Source organism: Ruegeria sp. BG8, from assembly GCF_056538325.1.
On the sequence record NZ_JBQFSZ010000001.1, the window covers coordinates 473,285 to 488,993 of the forward strand.

A 15,709-nucleotide genomic window follows, 5' to 3' on the forward strand; every position below is an offset into this window, starting at 1 on the left:
GAAAGGCCTCCCCGCGCAGGGCGGGGAAACCGTTTGAGCATTGAACCGCTACTTAGCCGCGCACGCGGTCGCGCTGGGCTGTGTAGGCGTTCGACGACAGGTTCTGCCAAGCGGACGAGGCAGCCATCGACGACATTGCGCTGTCGTGGATCTTCTTGAACAGCTCGTCGCCCATGTTTTCGTCCAGAACTTCTTGGCTGGCCTTACCAAAGGCATCCCAAACGCTGTCCGGGAATTCCAGAACCTTCACGCCGCCGGACTGCAGACGCTGCAGGGCTGCACCGTTGTTGGCCAGGAACTGCGCCAGGTTCCACTGGTGCGCCTCGGCTGCTGCGATCTCGATGATCTTCTGCTGTGCAGGTGTCAGTTCGTCGAATACGTCGCGGTTGGTAGCCAGCGTCAAACCCGCACCCGGCTCATGGAAGCCCGCAGTGTAGTAGGTTTTGGTGATTTCCTGGAAACCGGCTTTTTCGTCAGCCCACGGACCGATCCACTCGGTTCCGTCGATCGCGCCGGACGACAGCGCCTGATACACTTCCGAACCCGGAATGTTCTGAACGGACGCGCCCAGTTTGCCCAGCGCCTGACCACCCAGACCCGGCATACGGAACTTCAGACCTTGGAAATCCTCGGGGCCGTTGATCTCTTTAGCGTACCAGCCGCCTGCCTGCGCACCGGTGTTACCAGCGAGGAAGGATTTCAGGCCGAAGATCGAGCCCAGCTCGTCATGAAGTTCCATACCACCATCATGGTAGTACCAGTTCACCAGTTCCTGTGCGGTCATGCCGAACGGAACAGCGGTAAAGAATGCGTAGCCCGGGTGCTGACCCACAAAGTAGTAGTCTGCCGCGTGATACATGTCGGCCTGACCGGACGATACCGCGTCAAACACCTCGAACGCGCCAACCAGTTCACCTGCGGCTTTGATTTCAACCGTCAGGTCGCCATCCGACATTGCAGTGATGCTGTCGGCGCTACGCTGAGCGGCGTCGAAAACACCCGCCAGGCCGCGACCCCACGATGTCACCATAGTGAGGGTGCGTTTACCCTGTGCGTAAGCCGGTGCTGCCAGCGTGGTGGCTGCAGCTGCCGAGCCGCCCAGAGCGGATGTTTTCAGAAATGAACGACGATCCATATGAGTGTTCCTCCCCTACATATCAAAACCCCCGACCGTTGCCGGGGCAGTCGTTTTCAGTGCGGGCCAGCCTAATCACCGGGCTTTGAAAGGGAATACCTAGTACTACGTAGCCGGATGGGTTTTTTGGCTGCCGTTAGCGCTAATATCGCGTTTGTTACCTTAAAATCGGCTCGGAAAACATCACGCTTTGGGTATCCAGCCCAAAAATTTTGCATTTTCCTGCGCGCTTGCGTATCGATTCGACCATGAGGGGAATCCGCAACATCATCTCGTTGACCTACGGCCAGAAGCTATCGCTTGTCGCTGCCATCCCGATGGTGGCTGCTGTGGCCGCGATTGCGGTGTTTGTAACCTACGAAGCGCGGGCAACTGCCGAACGGGAAATTCGCGCTTTGGAAGGTCGCCTGATCGAAGCCAAAAAAGAAGAGCTAAAGAATTACGTAACGCAGGCGCGCAACGGGTTTGCTTATATCTATGGGCGCGCATCCCCTGACGACAAAGTAGCACAAAACCTCGTCACTCAAATCCTGTCAGCGATGATCTACGGCAAGGACGGTTTCTTTTTTGTCTACGACTATGACGGGAACAACCTCGTCAGCCCGCGCCAGACACAGTTCATCAACCGCAATTGGGAAGGCCTGACCGATAGCGACGGTACTCCGGTCGTGGATGAGTTCATTCGCCTCGCCCGGCAAGGTGCCGGGTGGCACAGCTTTATGTGGCAGAAACCGTCGACCGGTGAAGAGGCGCAGATGATCGCGTACGTCGTCGGCCTGCAGGATTGGCGTTGGGCCGTGGGAACAGGCGTGTTTATTGACGACATCGTGGCCACTGTCGCGAACGCACGGGCCGAGGTCGAGGCGCGCGTTCAACGTACCTTCATGTATATCGGCGGTATCGTTCTGGCAGCCGTTTTGATTGTGTTCGCCTCTGGCATGCTGCTGAACTTCCGCGAACGGCGGTTGGCCGATGCCAAACTGAAAGAGCTGACCCAACGCGTCTTTGACGCGCAGGAAGAAGAGCGCGGCCGCGTTGCGCGCGAACTCCATGACGGGATCAGCCAGATACTGGTCGGCGTTCGGTACGCGTTGGATAACGCCAGACGCCGCCTGTCGCGCGGCGACGATGACGGCGCGCGCGAACCGCTGAACAAAGGGATTGACCATCTTGGTACCGCCATTACCGAAGTCAGACGCATCAGCCGCGATCTGCGCCCCGGCGTGTTGGACGATCTGGGCCTTGGCCCTGCCCTGAAGGCGCTGACAGATGATTTTCGAGACCGTACCGGCATCGAAACCGAGTTTTCGACCGTCGTTTTCCGTAACCGCTTGGATCAGGACAGCAAAATCGCGCTGTACCGCATCGCGCAGGAAGCGCTTACTAATATAGAACGTCACTCGGGCGCGACCCACGTGACAATTGATTTGCGCGGCCACAAAAAAGGCGCAACGATGCGGATCACCGATAACGGTCGCGGCTTGCGCAGCGGTCCAGACCAGACAAGCACTGGAATCGGTCTGCGCAACATGCAAGAGCGGATCGAACAGCTTGACGGCTCGTTGCGCATCCTGTCATCGCGCAGTGGAACGGCGATCGAAGTTGGCTTGCCACTCAGCCATCTGCTGCCACCACAAGAAGAAGCGACCCCAAATCGAAAGGCCGGTACATGAGCGATCGCACGATCCGGGTTCTGATCGTCGACGACCATCCAATGGTTGCCGAAGGCATTCAGTCGATCCTGGAAAGCTATGACGAGATCACGGTGGTTGGAACGCTTGGTAGCGGTCAGGACGCTGTCGATCAGGCGGCCACGTTGGCGCCAGACGTCATCCTGATGGACTTGAACATGCCTGGCCTTGGTGGGCTTAGCGCGACAGAGATAATTCTCGAACGCCTGCCCGAGACGCGCATCCTGATCCTGTCGATGCATGACAGCCCCGAGTATATCTCGACCGCGCTCAGCCACGGCGCCAAAGGGTATGTCCTCAAGGACGTGCCCACTGACGAAATCAAGCAAGCCATAGATGTCGTCATGCAGGGCGGGCAATACCTGTGCACTGGTGCCAGTGGTTCACTCGAACCCAAGGGCGACAGCACCCGCGAAGCGCTAACGGGGCGAGAGCAGACCATCCTGCTGGAACTGGCACAGGGAAAGTCCAACAAAGAGGTCGCGCAAACGTTGGATATCTCGGTTCGCACCGTGGAAACACATCGCAAGAACATCAAACGCAAACTGGGGATCTCATCAACGGCGGGCCTGACGCGCTACGCTCTGGAGCATGGGGTTCTGCAAGGTACCAGCCCCGGGTTTTGACCCGCAGCGCGCAGCGCTGCCCGGCCCAACCGGCGAAGACGCGCCAAAGGCGTGTCGACAACGGGCGGGAGCGCTTTCACCCTTCCCGCTTTTCAATCCAGCAGATCGTCTGCTCGTATCCCTTCCTTCGCATAATGATGCGGCAAAACCCGACCATATAGTTGCCGCGTTCGCTCAACACCGCCGCACATGCCCTCGGCCTCGACGAATGAGAAAATGCCGACGTATCGACGCCGTGGTCCGCTCACCGGTGCCACACGATGCAAGGAATATCGCCCTTTGAAGATCTGCAGGTCGCCCGGCTGCAATTCCAACTGCCGAACCCGCGCGCGATTGCCAGCCAAAACAGACGCCACCGCATCAAAATTCTCTTCCCGCGCGTCGCGCAAGTTGGGGACGTATTCAAACGCTCCGCCCTCTTCGCTGTTCTGAATGGCCAGCGTTACGGTGAAGTTGTTGGTATCAAAGTGCCATGGGAACCCTTGGCCGCCTTCAACCATGTTTACAATTACATCAGCCAGCGGATCGTCGTATCGAAAGAATTTGTCCTCTGGCTCATTCAAGGCATCACGGATGAATGGCAAAAAACCCTCGAACTCGTAAATCCGCCTCAATGGCCCGGATTCCGGAAAGTTGTCTGCCGGGATGAACGCATTCGACCTGTCGAAAAAATTCCTGACAGGATGCGAAAGCGGTAAACTGGGATCGTCCTGCGTAAAGTACGCATTGGTTCGGTTAAAAGACCGATGTGCTTTCCCCGCCTGTGCGTCAGCCTCGTCCAACAGCATCGCGACACCCTGCGCGTGAACAAAACCCGGCAAAACAGCGCATCCGTCCTGATCCAGCTCGCGCCGTAAATCGCGGATCAATTGATCATAAGCGCGCGAGCCCGGGCAATCGATCGGGTATCGGCCCAGATCCACAAGATCGTGCAGCATGAACCACCTCAACATTACTGAAAGATCCAGACCAGCGTGACTCAGCTCTGACAAGGGATCATGCCCGTTTAAGACACCGCAATGACGCTTTCTGACTGATTGGAAAACGCGCGAATCCACGTAAGAAAACGCTCACATTCGCGAAAATTCCCGTGATGCGTCAATCTGCGCAATAAAATGTCGCAAAATTCGTCACTGAGGATAGAAAATTGGTGCGATTGCCTGTTGACGGCCTCATCGCCCGCACATAATGTCCCCTCACGAAAAAAGGGAGCCTCTGGCGATGAGAACGCTAGTCGTAATCGTAGGAAAGACGCGCATGGGCCGGTGACGGTAAACCATAATCGAACCCATGCGCCTCCGAAAACCTCGGGGGCTTTTTTTTGGCAAACGCAAGACACATGTCGCGAACGGAGCAAAGCAGATGACACGTGAGATGACCGGCGCAAAGATGGTGGTTCAGGCCCTCAAGGATCAGGGCGTGGACACGGTATTCGGATATCCCGGCGGCGCCGTGCTACCCATCTATGATGAGATTTTTCTGCAAAACGACATTCGCCACATTCTGGTGCGGCACGAACAGGGCGCAGTTCACGCCGCCGAAGGTTATGCCCGGTCGACAGGCAAACCCGGCCTCGCGCTGGTAACATCGGGTCCGGGGGCCACGAACGCGGTCACCGGTTTAACAGACGCTTTGCTGGATTCGATCCCGCTGGTTGTTCTGACCGGTCAGGTTCCGACATTCATGATTGGCTCCGACGCGTTTCAGGAGGCTGACACCGTCGGCATCACGCGCCCCTGCACCAAGCATAACTGGCTGGTGAAGGACACCGATGCACTGTCCGAAACACTGCACGAGGCATTTCATGTCGCCACCTCGGGCCGCCCCGGCCCGGTGCTGATCGACATTCCAAAGGACGTTCAGTTCGCCTCTGGTGAATACAGCCCGCCGAAACCTTCGACTTCGCATTACCAGCCTGTTCTGAAAGGTGATCTGGAAGAGATCACCGAACTTGTTGCGGCGATGGAGACCGCTAAGAAACCGGTTTTCTATACAGGCGGTGGCGTCATCAACTCTGGCCCCGCAGCCAGCCAATTGCTGCGCGAGCTGGTCGACGCGACAGGCTTTCCGATCACCTCAACGCTGATGGGACTGGGCGCATATCCCGCGTCGGGAGAGAACTGGCTGGGTATGCTGGGTATGCATGGTCTTTACGAGGCCAACCTTGCGATGCACGACTGCGATCTGATGATCAATATCGGCGCACGCTTCGACGACCGCATCACCGGTCGCATCGACGCGTTCTCACCCAACTCGAAAAAGGCGCATATCGACATCGACCCCTCGTCGATCAACAAGGTGATCCGGGTCGATATACCCATTGTCGGCGATGTTGCGCATGTCCTTGAGGATGTGCTGAAAGTCTGGAAAGCGCGTGGTCGAAAAACTGACGCAGCCTCAGTCGCGCAGTGGCAAGGTCAAATCAATGAGTGGCGCAAAATCAACTGCCTCGCCTATACCAACAGCGAAAAGTCAATCAAACCGCAATACGCGCTTCAACGTCTTGAGGAATTGACCAAGAACCACGACCGGTACATCACGACCGAAGTTGGTCAGCACCAGATGTGGGCAGCGCAGTACCTGGGCTTTGAAGACCCCAACCGCTGGATGACATCGGGGGGGTTGGGCACAATGGGCTACGGCTTCCCGGCGTCCATCGGTGTTCAGATGGCTCATCCAGATGCGTTGGTGATCAACGTGGCGGGTGAGGCGTCCTGGCTGATGAACATGCAGGAGATGGGTACAGCGACGCAGTACCGCCTGCCTGTAAAACAGTTCATCCTCAATAACGAACGTCTGGGCATGGTCCGCCAATGGCAGGAACTGCTGCATGGCGAGCGGTACTCACATTCCTGGTCCGAGGCGCTGCCGGACTTCGTCAAGCTCGCCGAGGCATTTGGCGCGAAGGGCATCCTTTGTTCCGACCCGGCCGATCTGGACGACGCGATCATGGAGATGATCAATTACGACGGCCCGGTCATTTTCGATTGTCTGGTCGAAAAGCACGAAAACTGCTTCCCCATGATTCCGTCAGGCAAGGCGCATAACGAGATGCTGCTGGGTGAGGCCGAAACGCAGGGCGTGATCGACTCCAAAGGTTCGGTTCTGGTTTAACAAAATTCGTCGAATTTTGTCGGGCGCTCCGGTGCCCGACTTACGCAGGATGATGAAAGGGACATAAATGTCTGCCCTACATATCAAACAAGGCTCTACACGCCATTCGGCCTATAACCTACGGCCCACCTTCTCGGACGTGCAGGAACGGCACACGATCGCGGTTCTGGTCGAAAACGAACCGGGTGTTCTGGCTCGTGTTATTGGCCTGTTCTCGGGCCGTGGATACAATATCGAAAGCCTGACCGTTGCCGAAGTCGACCATACCGGTCACCTGAGCCGGATCACTATCGTCACCACAGGTACACCCCAAGTTATCGAACAGATCAAAGCCCAACTAGGGCGTATTGTCTCCGTCCGCGATGTGCATGATTTGACAGTCGAAGGATCCTCGGTCGAACGCGAGCTGGCGATCATCAAAGTCGTAGGTGAAGGTGACAAGCGGGTCGAAGCCCTGCGGCTGGCAGATATCTTTCGCGCCAATGTCGTCGATAGCACGCTGAACTCCTTCATTTTCGAAATCACCGGAGCGCCTGACAAGATCGACGCGTTCGCCGACCTGATGCGTCCGCTAGGCTTGATCGAGATCGCGCGAACCGGCGTTGCCGCACTTTTGCGCGGAGATTGAACATAGTGGCCCCGCAAAACAAAAAGCGACAGTTGCGGGGCTACAAATTCATGTATTTGTTTTTACGAGATTAAACTCACTTTGGGGTTTCTTGCCGTCATAAAACCTCGGAATTTTTAGACAAAATAGTCAAATGCCTATTGCGTTTGCGTTGTGGAACGCTAGCCTCAGCGCGTAACTTGGCGTTGGGATGCGTCAGTTAGGGTCTTCGTTACGATTGCTTGAAAGTGGTCGACCAATCGGTCGGGCACACTGGGTTTACAAAAAAACACCAAGTAACCGGGACGGAAATGAACAATAACAGCCGCAACCCAGCTGAATTGCGCAAAGTGTTCGGCGCAAACTTGCGCCTGCTTTCGCAGCAGTACCCCTCAATCTCAGAACTCTGCCGCCAGCTTGGTATCAACCGGACACAGTTCAACAGATATCTGAGCGGTGAGAGCTTTCCGCGGCCGGACGTATTGGACCGTATCTGTCGCTTTTTTGACGTAGACGCACGTATTCTTCTGCGCCCTTTGCATGAAATCGATCGTCCTGCCCACCATCCGGCTGCAATGGCGCTGACTGATTTTTTGGGATCAGGCCCCAAAACACTGAATGAAAACCTTCTGCCAGCAGGGTTCTACTATGTGTCTGAGACAGCACTGGACAATTCACAACCCGCACGTCACCGAGTGCTCCATGCACGCCGCTTGCCGCAGTGCACGATGGTCCGCAGTTTTGAACCCCCGACCAATGACGCGTTGAACTCAACGCAAGCGCGCGAAGTACAGGGGATTGCCGCGTGCGCCGGGCATCAGATTTACATTCTGATGTCCAGTCGTGCAGCCCAGAACAGCAAAATCTACCTGATGAGCCGTGACGCCGATGAACAACTGGACAGGTGGCGTGGAGTTGCCATCTGCCTGTCAAAGACCACGGCAAACGCGACGACAATGCGTCGATTGAACTTACGTTATCTTGGTACGAAACCAGCCGGCGCACTTGCTGCTGCCCGCGCCGCGCGACATGCAGAGGCCGTCGCTGTCAAGGCGGCGATCTGACTGCAAACAACCCTTGGGTTTGCCGACTATGTTTCGGCTTCAGCTTGGGTAATTTGGCGATAAAGATGCCAACTTGCGTGGCCCAGTAATGGAAGCACAACCAAAAGACCCAAGAACCACGGGATCATCGCGATAAAGGTCACAATGGCCACAAACATCCCCCACCCCAGCATGACAGGCAGGTTCGCACTAACATAACTGTAGCTGGCGATCATGGCGGTTACGAAGTCAAGCTCTCGATCCAAAAGCATCGGGATCGACAGCACTGTAATCATGTACAAAAGCGTGGCGAAAATGGCCCCGACCACAGTCCCAACGGCCAGCATCGTTAACCCGTTGGCCGTCATGTATACCTCGAGCGAAGTTGAAACGTTCGTCATGGTGGACAGCCCCATGAACAGCGCGAAAATCATGTGCCCCAGAAAAAACCAGAACAGGAACACCACGACAATTATGGCGCAAATCGAGGGCAACTGACGGCGTCCCTGTTGCACGACAACTCCGAAAATCGACCGATAGTCCAGCGGCTCTCCTTGTTCCAGCCGGTGAGACACCTCATAAAGTCCGACGGCGGCAAAAGGGCCCAGCAACGGAAATCCGATGGCTGCAAGCACAAGCCAATAGGATGTCTGGGTTTGCACCGTAACCAAAGCCATTGCCCAACCAGCCAAAACGTAAAACCCGGCAAACAGCAGTCCAAAGACAGGCGCGCGCCGATAGTCGGCCCACGCCTTGCGCAACGCCTCGCGCAGCATGTCTGTCGTTGCTGGACCCATTTTCGGAACACCAAACGGCTTTTCCATTCTGTGTTATTCCTCCCTAATTCCGCCCTATGGCCGGGCAGGTTTATTTTGCGGCCACTGGGTTGCAGCATGATAAGCGGCCCCAATCGACAAAAGCCGCGCATCCGCGCCACGCGGGCCGAATATCTGCATTCCCATCGGTAGACCGTCATCACCAAAGCCCACCGGAACCGACAAGCATGGCAACCCAATCAAGCTGACCGGCGTCATGACCTGCATCCAGCGATGATAGGTATCCATTTTTGTATCCGCGATTTCGGTCGGATACGGTGTTTCTATCGCGAATGGCCACACCTGCGCCGACGGCAGTATCAATGCGTCGTAGCTTTCGAATTGGGTGAGCGCATGCCTGAACCACTCAGTCCGTTCAGCGCTGGCGCGATGGACCTGCATCGCGGTCAAAGCCAATCCGCGATCCAACTCCCACTGCGCTGTGTCTTTCAGCATAGACCGGTGTTCCGTCAGCGGCGCCAGGCTGGATGCAACGCTCCACGATCTCAGGGTTGTCCAGCTATCCCAGATACGTTCGGCTTCGAAACCAGGCGTTACTGCTTCGAAATGGGCCCCCATGTCCTCCAGAACTGAAACAGCGGACAGACAGAGGTCGGCAATCCCACTTTCATATGGAAAAGCCCCCGCCCAATCCCCAAGCCAACCAATCCGCAAACCTTTAAGGTCCGCGATTGAAACAGGAGACACCGATGTAATGTCCACGCTCAACGGCTGCCTTGGATCAGGGCCCGATATCACATCCAAAAACAGACCTATATCTTCTGGGCTTCGCGCCATTGGACCTAACGTTGAAAGCTGATGTAAGAACGCGTCACCTGCAGGTTCTGCCGGCACCCGCCCCCAACTGGGCCTGAACCCGTACACGTTGTTCCACGCGGCAGGATTTCGTAGGCTGCCCATCGCGTCCGTCCCATCCGCCAATGCCACCATTCCGGTTGCCAATGCGACGGCTGCGCCTCCCGATGAGCCACCGCATGTTCTGGTGTCATCATATGGGTTGCACGTCGCGCCATAGACCGGGTTGAACGTGTGCGAACCCAACCCGAACTCAGGAACGTTGGTCTTTCCGATTAAAATCGCCCCCGCAGCCCGCATCCGGGCCGCAATCAGATCGTCCTTGTCCGGCACGTGATCCCGAAACAAAGGAGATCCCTGTGTCGAAACAACCCCCGCTACATTGACCAGATCCTTGACCGCAATGGGCAAACCATGCAGTGCCCCTTTGCTAGGTGCTTCGTCCAACGCTCTGGCTTCGGCCATCAGATCGTCTTCGTCGCGCAAACCGACAATCGCGTTCAACGGACCATTGAGCGCCGCGATACGGTCCAAGGTCGCGCGCATGACATCCGCGACAGACAAATGACCCTTGGCCATCTCATTCAAAAGCGCTGTCGCAGTTACCTGACTTAAATCCATTGATCCCTTTGGTCCACGTATACTCTCGTATGCGCAGCCTAGCGGGGGCTCTTCGCCAATTAAACCCACAGTTTCAATGTATCTTTTCAGGGCTTAATCCGTACAACCGGATCCCTTCATCTGGCCCTAAATATCCCGGGGGAGACGCGCAAAGCGCGGCGGGGGCAGAGCCCCCGTCCAAGATCAATCGCCTTGCGCTTCCGATCGGCTTTTGCCTGCAACATCCAAAGCAAGTGTCGCCGCCATAAAACCATCCAGATCCCCATCAAGAACACCCTTAGTGTCCGAGGTTTCATGATTGGTTCGCAGGTCTTTGACCATCTGATAGGGCTGCAATACGTAGGATCGGATTTGGTTACCCCAACCCGCATCCCCCTTGGCCTCATGGGCTGCGTTGATATCTGCGTTCCGACGATCCAGTTCCTGCTGATACAGACGCGATTTCAGCGCCTTCATAGCAATGTCCCGGTTCTGGTGCTGGGACTTTTCCGAGCTGGTAACAACGATCCCCGTGGGAATATGCGTGATCCGAACAGCTGAGTCGGTTGTGTTCACGTGCTGCCCACCAGCGCCTGATGACCGGTACGTGTCGATACGGATATCCGCCGGGTTCACTTCGATCTCGATATTGTCATCAACAACCGGATACACCCAGACCGAACTAAATGATGTGTGCCGTTTGGCCGCCGAGTCATAGGGCGAGATACGCACCAAACGGTGCACGCCACTTTCCGATTTCAGCCAGCCATAGGCGTTATGCCCGGAAATCTTGTAAGCGGCCGACTTGATCCCGGCCTCTTCACCTGCTGTCTCGGATTGCAGCTCGACCGTGTAACCCTTCTTTTCAGCCCACCGCACATACATCCGCGCCAGCATCGAGGCCCAGTCACAGCTTTCGGTTCCACCTGCGCCCGAGTTGATCTCGAGGAACGTGTCATTGCTGTCGGCCTCACCGTCCAGCAAAGCTTCCAGCTCTTTCTTGGCGGCCTTTTCGCCAAGCGCCTTGATCGCACCTTCAGCATCGGCGACGACCTCGGCATCCTCTTCCATCTCGCCCAGTTCGATCAGCTCGATATTGTCGCTGAGATCGGTCTTGATGGTTTCATAGGTCTCAATCGCATCAACCAGCATCTGACGCTCGCGCATCAGCTTCTGTGCGTTCTCGGGGTTGTCCCACAGGTTCGGGTCTTCAACGCGCGCATTGAATTCCTCGAGACGATGAGGCGCTGTTTCATAGTCCATGCGCTGCGCCAGCAGCTCTAGCGACTTTTCGATTTCCGCCACGATGTTCTGGGTTTCGGCGCGCATGGTCAGGTCCCAACTTGCTCAAACAGGCTTGCGTGATAGCAAGAGCTTGGGGCCACCACAAGACAGCGCAGCCCCGAAAGCGCAAGTGGGTCAGTAAAGCCCGCCGCCCTGCAGTTCACCCTGGCTGGCATTGGGCCCAACGGTGATCGTGTTTCCGGTAGACGTGGTGACCTGACGACCCGAACTGTTGACCTCTTCGAACAACGGCAGGTCGGAACCCATCGCAAAACCACCGTCGTAAACGCGGTCGATAAAGCCGTCTACGCCATCACGGAAATACTCGGCCACAACATAGTCACCGGCCGCATCCGCAGGAAGGCGCGCGCCGCTAAAGCGGTCGATCTTGATAAAATGCCCGCCCTCGGGCACGTCAAATGGACCGCCGCCGTATTTCTCAACCGCATGCTCCATAAAGCTCTGGAACACGGGGCCACACATCGTGCCGCCATAGGCGCCCCGCCCCATCGGGCGCGGACGGTCGTAGCCGATATAGCAACCGGCCACGATGTTGGACGTGAAGCCAATGAACCATGCGTCTTTGGATTCATTGGTCGTGCCGGTCTTGCCAGCAGTCGGCACCGGCAGGTTCACATGGGCCGAAGCTGTGCCACGATCGACCACGCCCTTCATCATAGATGTCAACTGATACGCTGTGATCGCGTCCATAACCTGCCAACGGTCGGTTTCGATCGTGGGCGACTCGTCGGGTTCAAGCCACGCAGAATTACAGTCCAGACATTGGCGGTCATCATGGCGATAGATTGTCTTTCCAAACCGGTCCTGAATACGGTCCACAAGCGTAGGTTCGACACGCTCACCTCCGTTCGCGAACATGGCGTAGGCAGCAACCATTTTGTACAGGGTCGTTTCTTCGGACCCCAGCGAGTTGGCCAGAAACGCGCCCATTCGATCGTATACACCGAACCGCTCCGCATAGCCCGCGACCACCGGCATCGTGACCTCTTGGGCCAGACGGATCGTCATCAGGTTCCGAGATTGCTCAATCCCGGTTCTCAAAGGCGTGGGGCCATAAAACTTGTTTGACGAGTTCTTGGGCCGCCACAAACCCTGCGGTGTGTTGACCTCAATCGGCGCGTCAACGACGATGGTTGCCGGGCTATAGCCACTGTCCAGCGCCGCCGCATAGACAAACGGCTTGAAGCTGGACCCCGGCTGGCGTTGCGCCTGAGTGGCCCGGTTAAAAACCGAATCCTGGTACGAAAACCCACCCTGCATCGCCAGAACACGGCCCGAGTTCACGTCCATCGCGACAAAGCCGCCCTGTACCTCGGGTACCTGACGCGCAGACCACTGCCCGTCTTCGCTGGCCATGACCAGTATCACGTCACCACGTTTGAAATTGTCGAAGAAATTCCCCTGCATCCACTGGATGTCCGAGCGCGGAACGATACCATCCGCCGGGCCACCTTCGACGCCAACGGTCAAAGCCTGATCAGCCACTTTCAGCACAACAGCAGGATACCATTGCGTTGGCAACACTACGTCACGCGGGATTTCCAAAACCGACAGCGCCTCGCGCCACTGGGCCTCATCCGCCAACTTTTCTTCGGGGATAACTTCGTCCGTGCCGCGCCACCGACCACGTGAGCGGTCATATTTCTGTAGCGCGGTACGTAGGGCTTTGGCAGCCTCGACCTGCATTTCTTCGTCAACCGATGCACGAACGGTGAAGCCACCCGTAAAGAACTCACCTTCACCGAAGTCTTCGCTCAACTGGCGGCGTATCTCGTCGGTAAAGTAGTCACGCGGCGGTAATGCAGTGCGAAAGCTTTCAAAGTCGCCATTTTGGACTGAGCGCAGCGGTTGCGCGACCTCAGTCTCATACGTGGCTTTGTCGATGTAGCCGTTCTGATTCATCTCGCGCAGCACATAGTCCCGACGGGCCAACAAACGCTCTTTCTCGCGCACCGGATGGTAGTCCGAGGGAGCTTTTGGCATGGCAGCCAGCGTGGCCGCTTCGTGCGGTGTCAGCTCTTGCAGGGTTTTGTTGAAATAGGTCTGAGCCGCCGCCGTCACGCCGTAAGAGTTCTGGCCGAGGAAAATCTCGTTCATGTAAAGTTCGAGAATTTGTTCCTTATCCAGCGTATCCTCAAGGCGTGTTGCAAGGATGATCTCTTTGATCTTTCGTTCAGCGCGGCGATCCCCGGACAGAAGGAAATTCTTCATGACCTGCTGCGTGATGGTCGATGCACCACGGACGTTTTCCCCTTTGGACTTAACCGCTTCGACACCGGCCGCGAGTATACCACGCGGGTCATAGCCCTGATGGGTGTAAAAGTTCTTGTCCTCAGCGGAAATAAACGCCTGTTTCACCAGATCGGGAATTTCCTCGGAAGGGGTGAACAGGCGGCGTTCCTGCGCGAATTCATCAATCAGTTGGCCTTCGCCCGAGTAAATCCGGCTGATCGTAGGCGGCTTATATTGCGCCAGCGATTCATGGCTGGGCAGATCCCGACCATACATCCAGAAGATCGCACCAATCACCAGTGCGGCCATGAAGAAACCCAAGGTGACGAGGCTGAAGATCGCCCCGAAAATCGAAAGAATGAAACGGATCACGTTACTGCCTTTTGCTCGCGGTGCCGCCTATATAGTTATGCCCCTGCGCGGGGTCAAAACACGATAGCTTATATTAGCCGTTTTGCGCCGTCGGGTCACTGACCAATCAGTGATCGCCTGATCAAGTCTTCCTGACGCCAGTTTTCCAAGCCGTCCCGAATGCCGCGCGCCATGCCCTGACGCCAGTCCGGATTTCTGATGTTTTCAAGATCGCGTTTGCTGGACAGGAACCCAAGTTCGATCAAAACCGAAGGGATATCCGCCGCTTTCAAAACTGAAAAGGACGCCGTGCGGATCGGGTGGCTGTTCATCGGCCCCCCTTGTTGCGTCATTCCATCGGCCAGCGACTGCGCCAGCGCATCCGTGCGCGGCTTTGTTTCCTGGCGGGCCATGTCCAACAGCACATCCGCAACCTGATCATCAGCCCCGCTCAGGTCGATTCCCGAAATCAAGTCGCCGCGGTCGTGACGCTCGGCCAATTTGTGGCTGGCAACGTCCGAGGCGTCATCTGAAAGCGTATAGACAGCCGCCCCATGCGCGCGCCCTTCTGAAAGAATATCTGCGTGCAACGAGATAAATACGTCTGCCCCCGCGCGGTGCGCCAAGGCGATGCGCCGCTCGAGCGACACAAAGTGATCATCAACCCGTGTCATGACAACCTCGTACCCGCCTGCCCGCAAAAGCATCTCACGTAATTCCCGTGCAAAGGTTAACATGAGCGTTTTTTCGTTCAGCCCGTCGACTTCGGCACCTGGGTCGATACCACCATGGCCGGGATCCAGCATGACCCGCAACGGTCGCGGACCGTCAGTTGGCTGCGCTGGCAGAACGGTTGGCTCTGGCAAATCCCAACCCGGTTGCCGCGGAGCACCCGACGAGGCGGCGAAATTTTCGAGCTCGGCCCTCTTAAGATTGATCGACAGCCGCGCCGCGCCGGTCACCTGATCAACGCGTAAATCCGCAGTGTCGACCGTCATAGGTGCGCCAAGTTCCAAAACCATGCGGGACCACCCAGGGACGTATGCCCCAAAACGGACGTCCGTTATCTGGTCCGTTCGCAAAAAGTCATCATGGATCAACCCAGTCCAGTCGACCTCTTTGAAATCCAGGACTACGCGGTATGGGTCCGTGAGAGTGAAGACTCGGTAGGGAACGCCCTGTGTCAAACCAAGCTCGACCCGAACTTTGGCCCGGTCTTCGTCGACTACGCGGCTTTCGTCCGGCAAAACGCGTGCCAAAGCGCTGAAATCATGCGCGAATGCAGCACTGGCAAGCGCCCATACAAGCGCTATGGGGAAGATTATCCTGCTCATGGCCTCAAGTTTTCCCGAGATCGTTTGGAAAGCAGCCTAC

Annotated in this window: 12 protein-coding genes; 5 read left to right on the top strand and 7 right to left on the bottom strand. The window is 56.7% G+C overall.

What is annotated here, in order from left to right; translation table 11 throughout:
* Positions 1-52: 52 nt before the first annotated feature.
* On the bottom strand, positions 53-1,135 hold the full coding sequence (locus ACR0DG_RS02410) for a TRAP transporter substrate-binding protein (RefSeq protein ID WP_480693953.1): 1,083 nt from the start codon (positions 1,133-1,135) through the stop codon (positions 53-55).
* A gap of 248 nt (positions 1,136-1,383) precedes the next feature.
* Between ACR0DG_RS02410 and ACR0DG_RS02415 the strand changes: the two genes are divergently transcribed.
* Together ACR0DG_RS02415 and ACR0DG_RS02420 are read left to right on the top strand one after the other, a co-directional pair.
* Positions 1,384-2,808 carry a cache domain-containing protein gene (locus tag ACR0DG_RS02415; protein ID WP_480693955.1) on the top strand — a complete coding sequence of 475 codons (1,425 nt, stop codon included), beginning with the start codon at positions 1,384-1,386 and terminating at the stop codon, positions 2,806-2,808.
* On the top strand, positions 2,805-3,452 hold the full coding sequence (locus tag ACR0DG_RS02420; RefSeq protein WP_480693956.1) for a response regulator transcription factor: 648 nt from the start codon (positions 2,805-2,807) through the stop codon (positions 3,450-3,452). The genes ACR0DG_RS02415 and ACR0DG_RS02420 overlap by 4 nt, the downstream gene beginning before the upstream one ends.
* A gap of 92 nt (positions 3,453-3,544) precedes the next feature.
* Here ACR0DG_RS02420 and ACR0DG_RS02425 read toward each other — a convergent pair whose 3' ends face one another.
* Entirely contained in the window at positions 3,545-4,390 is an 846-nt protein-coding gene (locus tag ACR0DG_RS02425; protein WP_480693958.1) for a HalD/BesD family halogenase, read from the bottom strand.
* 424 nt (positions 4,391-4,814) lie between these two features.
* On the opposite strand from ACR0DG_RS02425, the gene ACR0DG_RS02430 reads away from it, so the two are divergent.
* The 3 genes from ACR0DG_RS02430 to ACR0DG_RS02440 all read left to right on the top strand — a co-directional run bounded on the left by ACR0DG_RS02430 (position 4,815) and on the right by ACR0DG_RS02440 (position 8,237).
* Complete coding sequence (locus ACR0DG_RS02430; protein WP_480693960.1) at positions 4,815-6,566, top strand: acetolactate synthase 3 large subunit; 1,752 nt, start codon at positions 4,815-4,817, stop codon at positions 6,564-6,566.
* Between the two features lie 67 nt (positions 6,567-6,633).
* Positions 6,634-7,194, top strand: a complete 561-nt coding sequence (gene ilvN / locus ACR0DG_RS02435) for an acetolactate synthase small subunit (RefSeq protein ID WP_480693962.1) — start codon at positions 6,634-6,636, stop codon at positions 7,192-7,194.
* Positions 7,195-7,484: 290 nt separating this feature from the next.
* A complete protein-coding gene (locus tag ACR0DG_RS02440; protein WP_480693964.1) occupies positions 7,485-8,237 on the top strand; it encodes a helix-turn-helix domain-containing protein in 753 nt (250 codons plus the stop codon).
* Positions 8,238-8,263: 26 nt separating this feature from the next.
* Here the strand turns inward: ACR0DG_RS02440 and ACR0DG_RS02445 are convergent, their stop codons facing one another.
* The 5 genes from ACR0DG_RS02445 to ACR0DG_RS02465 form a co-directional block, all read right to left on the bottom strand.
* On the bottom strand, positions 8,264-9,040 hold the full coding sequence (locus tag ACR0DG_RS02445) for a DUF2189 domain-containing protein (protein ID WP_480693966.1): 777 nt from the start codon (positions 9,038-9,040) through the stop codon (positions 8,264-8,266).
* 27 nt (positions 9,041-9,067) lie between these two features.
* Positions 9,068-10,468 carry an amidase gene (locus ACR0DG_RS02450; RefSeq protein WP_480693968.1) on the bottom strand — a complete coding sequence of 467 codons (1,401 nt, stop codon included), beginning with the start codon at positions 10,466-10,468 and terminating at the stop codon, positions 9,068-9,070.
* Between the two features lie 183 nt (positions 10,469-10,651).
* The gene (prfB, locus tag ACR0DG_RS02455) at positions 10,652-11,776 is read right to left on the bottom strand and encodes a peptide chain release factor 2 (RefSeq protein WP_480693970.1); all 1,125 of its coding nucleotides are present in this window, start codon (positions 11,774-11,776) and stop codon (positions 10,652-10,654) included.
* Between the two features lie 90 nt (positions 11,777-11,866).
* The gene (locus ACR0DG_RS02460) at positions 11,867-14,356 is read right to left on the bottom strand and encodes a penicillin-binding protein 1A (protein ID WP_480693972.1); all 2,490 of its coding nucleotides are present in this window, start codon (positions 14,354-14,356) and stop codon (positions 11,867-11,869) included.
* 95 nt (positions 14,357-14,451) lie between these two features.
* Entirely contained in the window at positions 14,452-15,669 is a 1,218-nt protein-coding gene (locus ACR0DG_RS02465; RefSeq protein ID WP_480693974.1) for an N-acetylmuramoyl-L-alanine amidase, read from the bottom strand.
* Between the last annotated feature and the right edge of the window lie 40 nt (positions 15,670-15,709).

Coding starts and splice junctions, on each gene's coding strand:
- ACR0DG_RS02410 (WP_480693953.1), bottom strand. CDS start 1,135: ATGGATCGTCGTTCATTTCTGAAAACATCCGCTCTGGGCGGCTCGGCA.
- ACR0DG_RS02415 (WP_480693955.1), top strand. CDS start 1,384: ATGAGGGGAATCCGCAACATCATCTCGTTGACCTACGGCCAGAAGCTA.
- ACR0DG_RS02420 (WP_480693956.1), top strand. CDS start 2,805: ATGAGCGATCGCACGATCCGGGTTCTGATCGTCGACGACCATCCAATG.
- ACR0DG_RS02425 (WP_480693958.1), bottom strand. CDS start 4,390: ATGCTGCACGATCTTGTGGATCTGGGCCGATACCCGATCGATTGCCCG.
- ACR0DG_RS02430 (WP_480693960.1), top strand. CDS start 4,815: ATGACACGTGAGATGACCGGCGCAAAGATGGTGGTTCAGGCCCTCAAG.
- ilvN (WP_480693962.1), top strand. CDS start 6,634: ATGTCTGCCCTACATATCAAACAAGGCTCTACACGCCATTCGGCCTAT.
- ACR0DG_RS02440 (WP_480693964.1), top strand. CDS start 7,485: ATGAACAATAACAGCCGCAACCCAGCTGAATTGCGCAAAGTGTTCGGC.
- ACR0DG_RS02445 (WP_480693966.1), bottom strand. CDS start 9,040: ATGGAAAAGCCGTTTGGTGTTCCGAAAATGGGTCCAGCAACGACAGAC.
- ACR0DG_RS02450 (WP_480693968.1), bottom strand. CDS start 10,468: ATGGATTTAAGTCAGGTAACTGCGACAGCGCTTTTGAATGAGATGGCC.
- prfB (WP_480693970.1), bottom strand. CDS start 11,776: ATGCGCGCCGAAACCCAGAACATCGTGGCGGAAATCGAAAAGTCGCTA.
- ACR0DG_RS02465 (WP_480693974.1), bottom strand. CDS start 15,669: ATGAGCAGGATAATCTTCCCCATAGCGCTTGTATGGGCGCTTGCCAGT.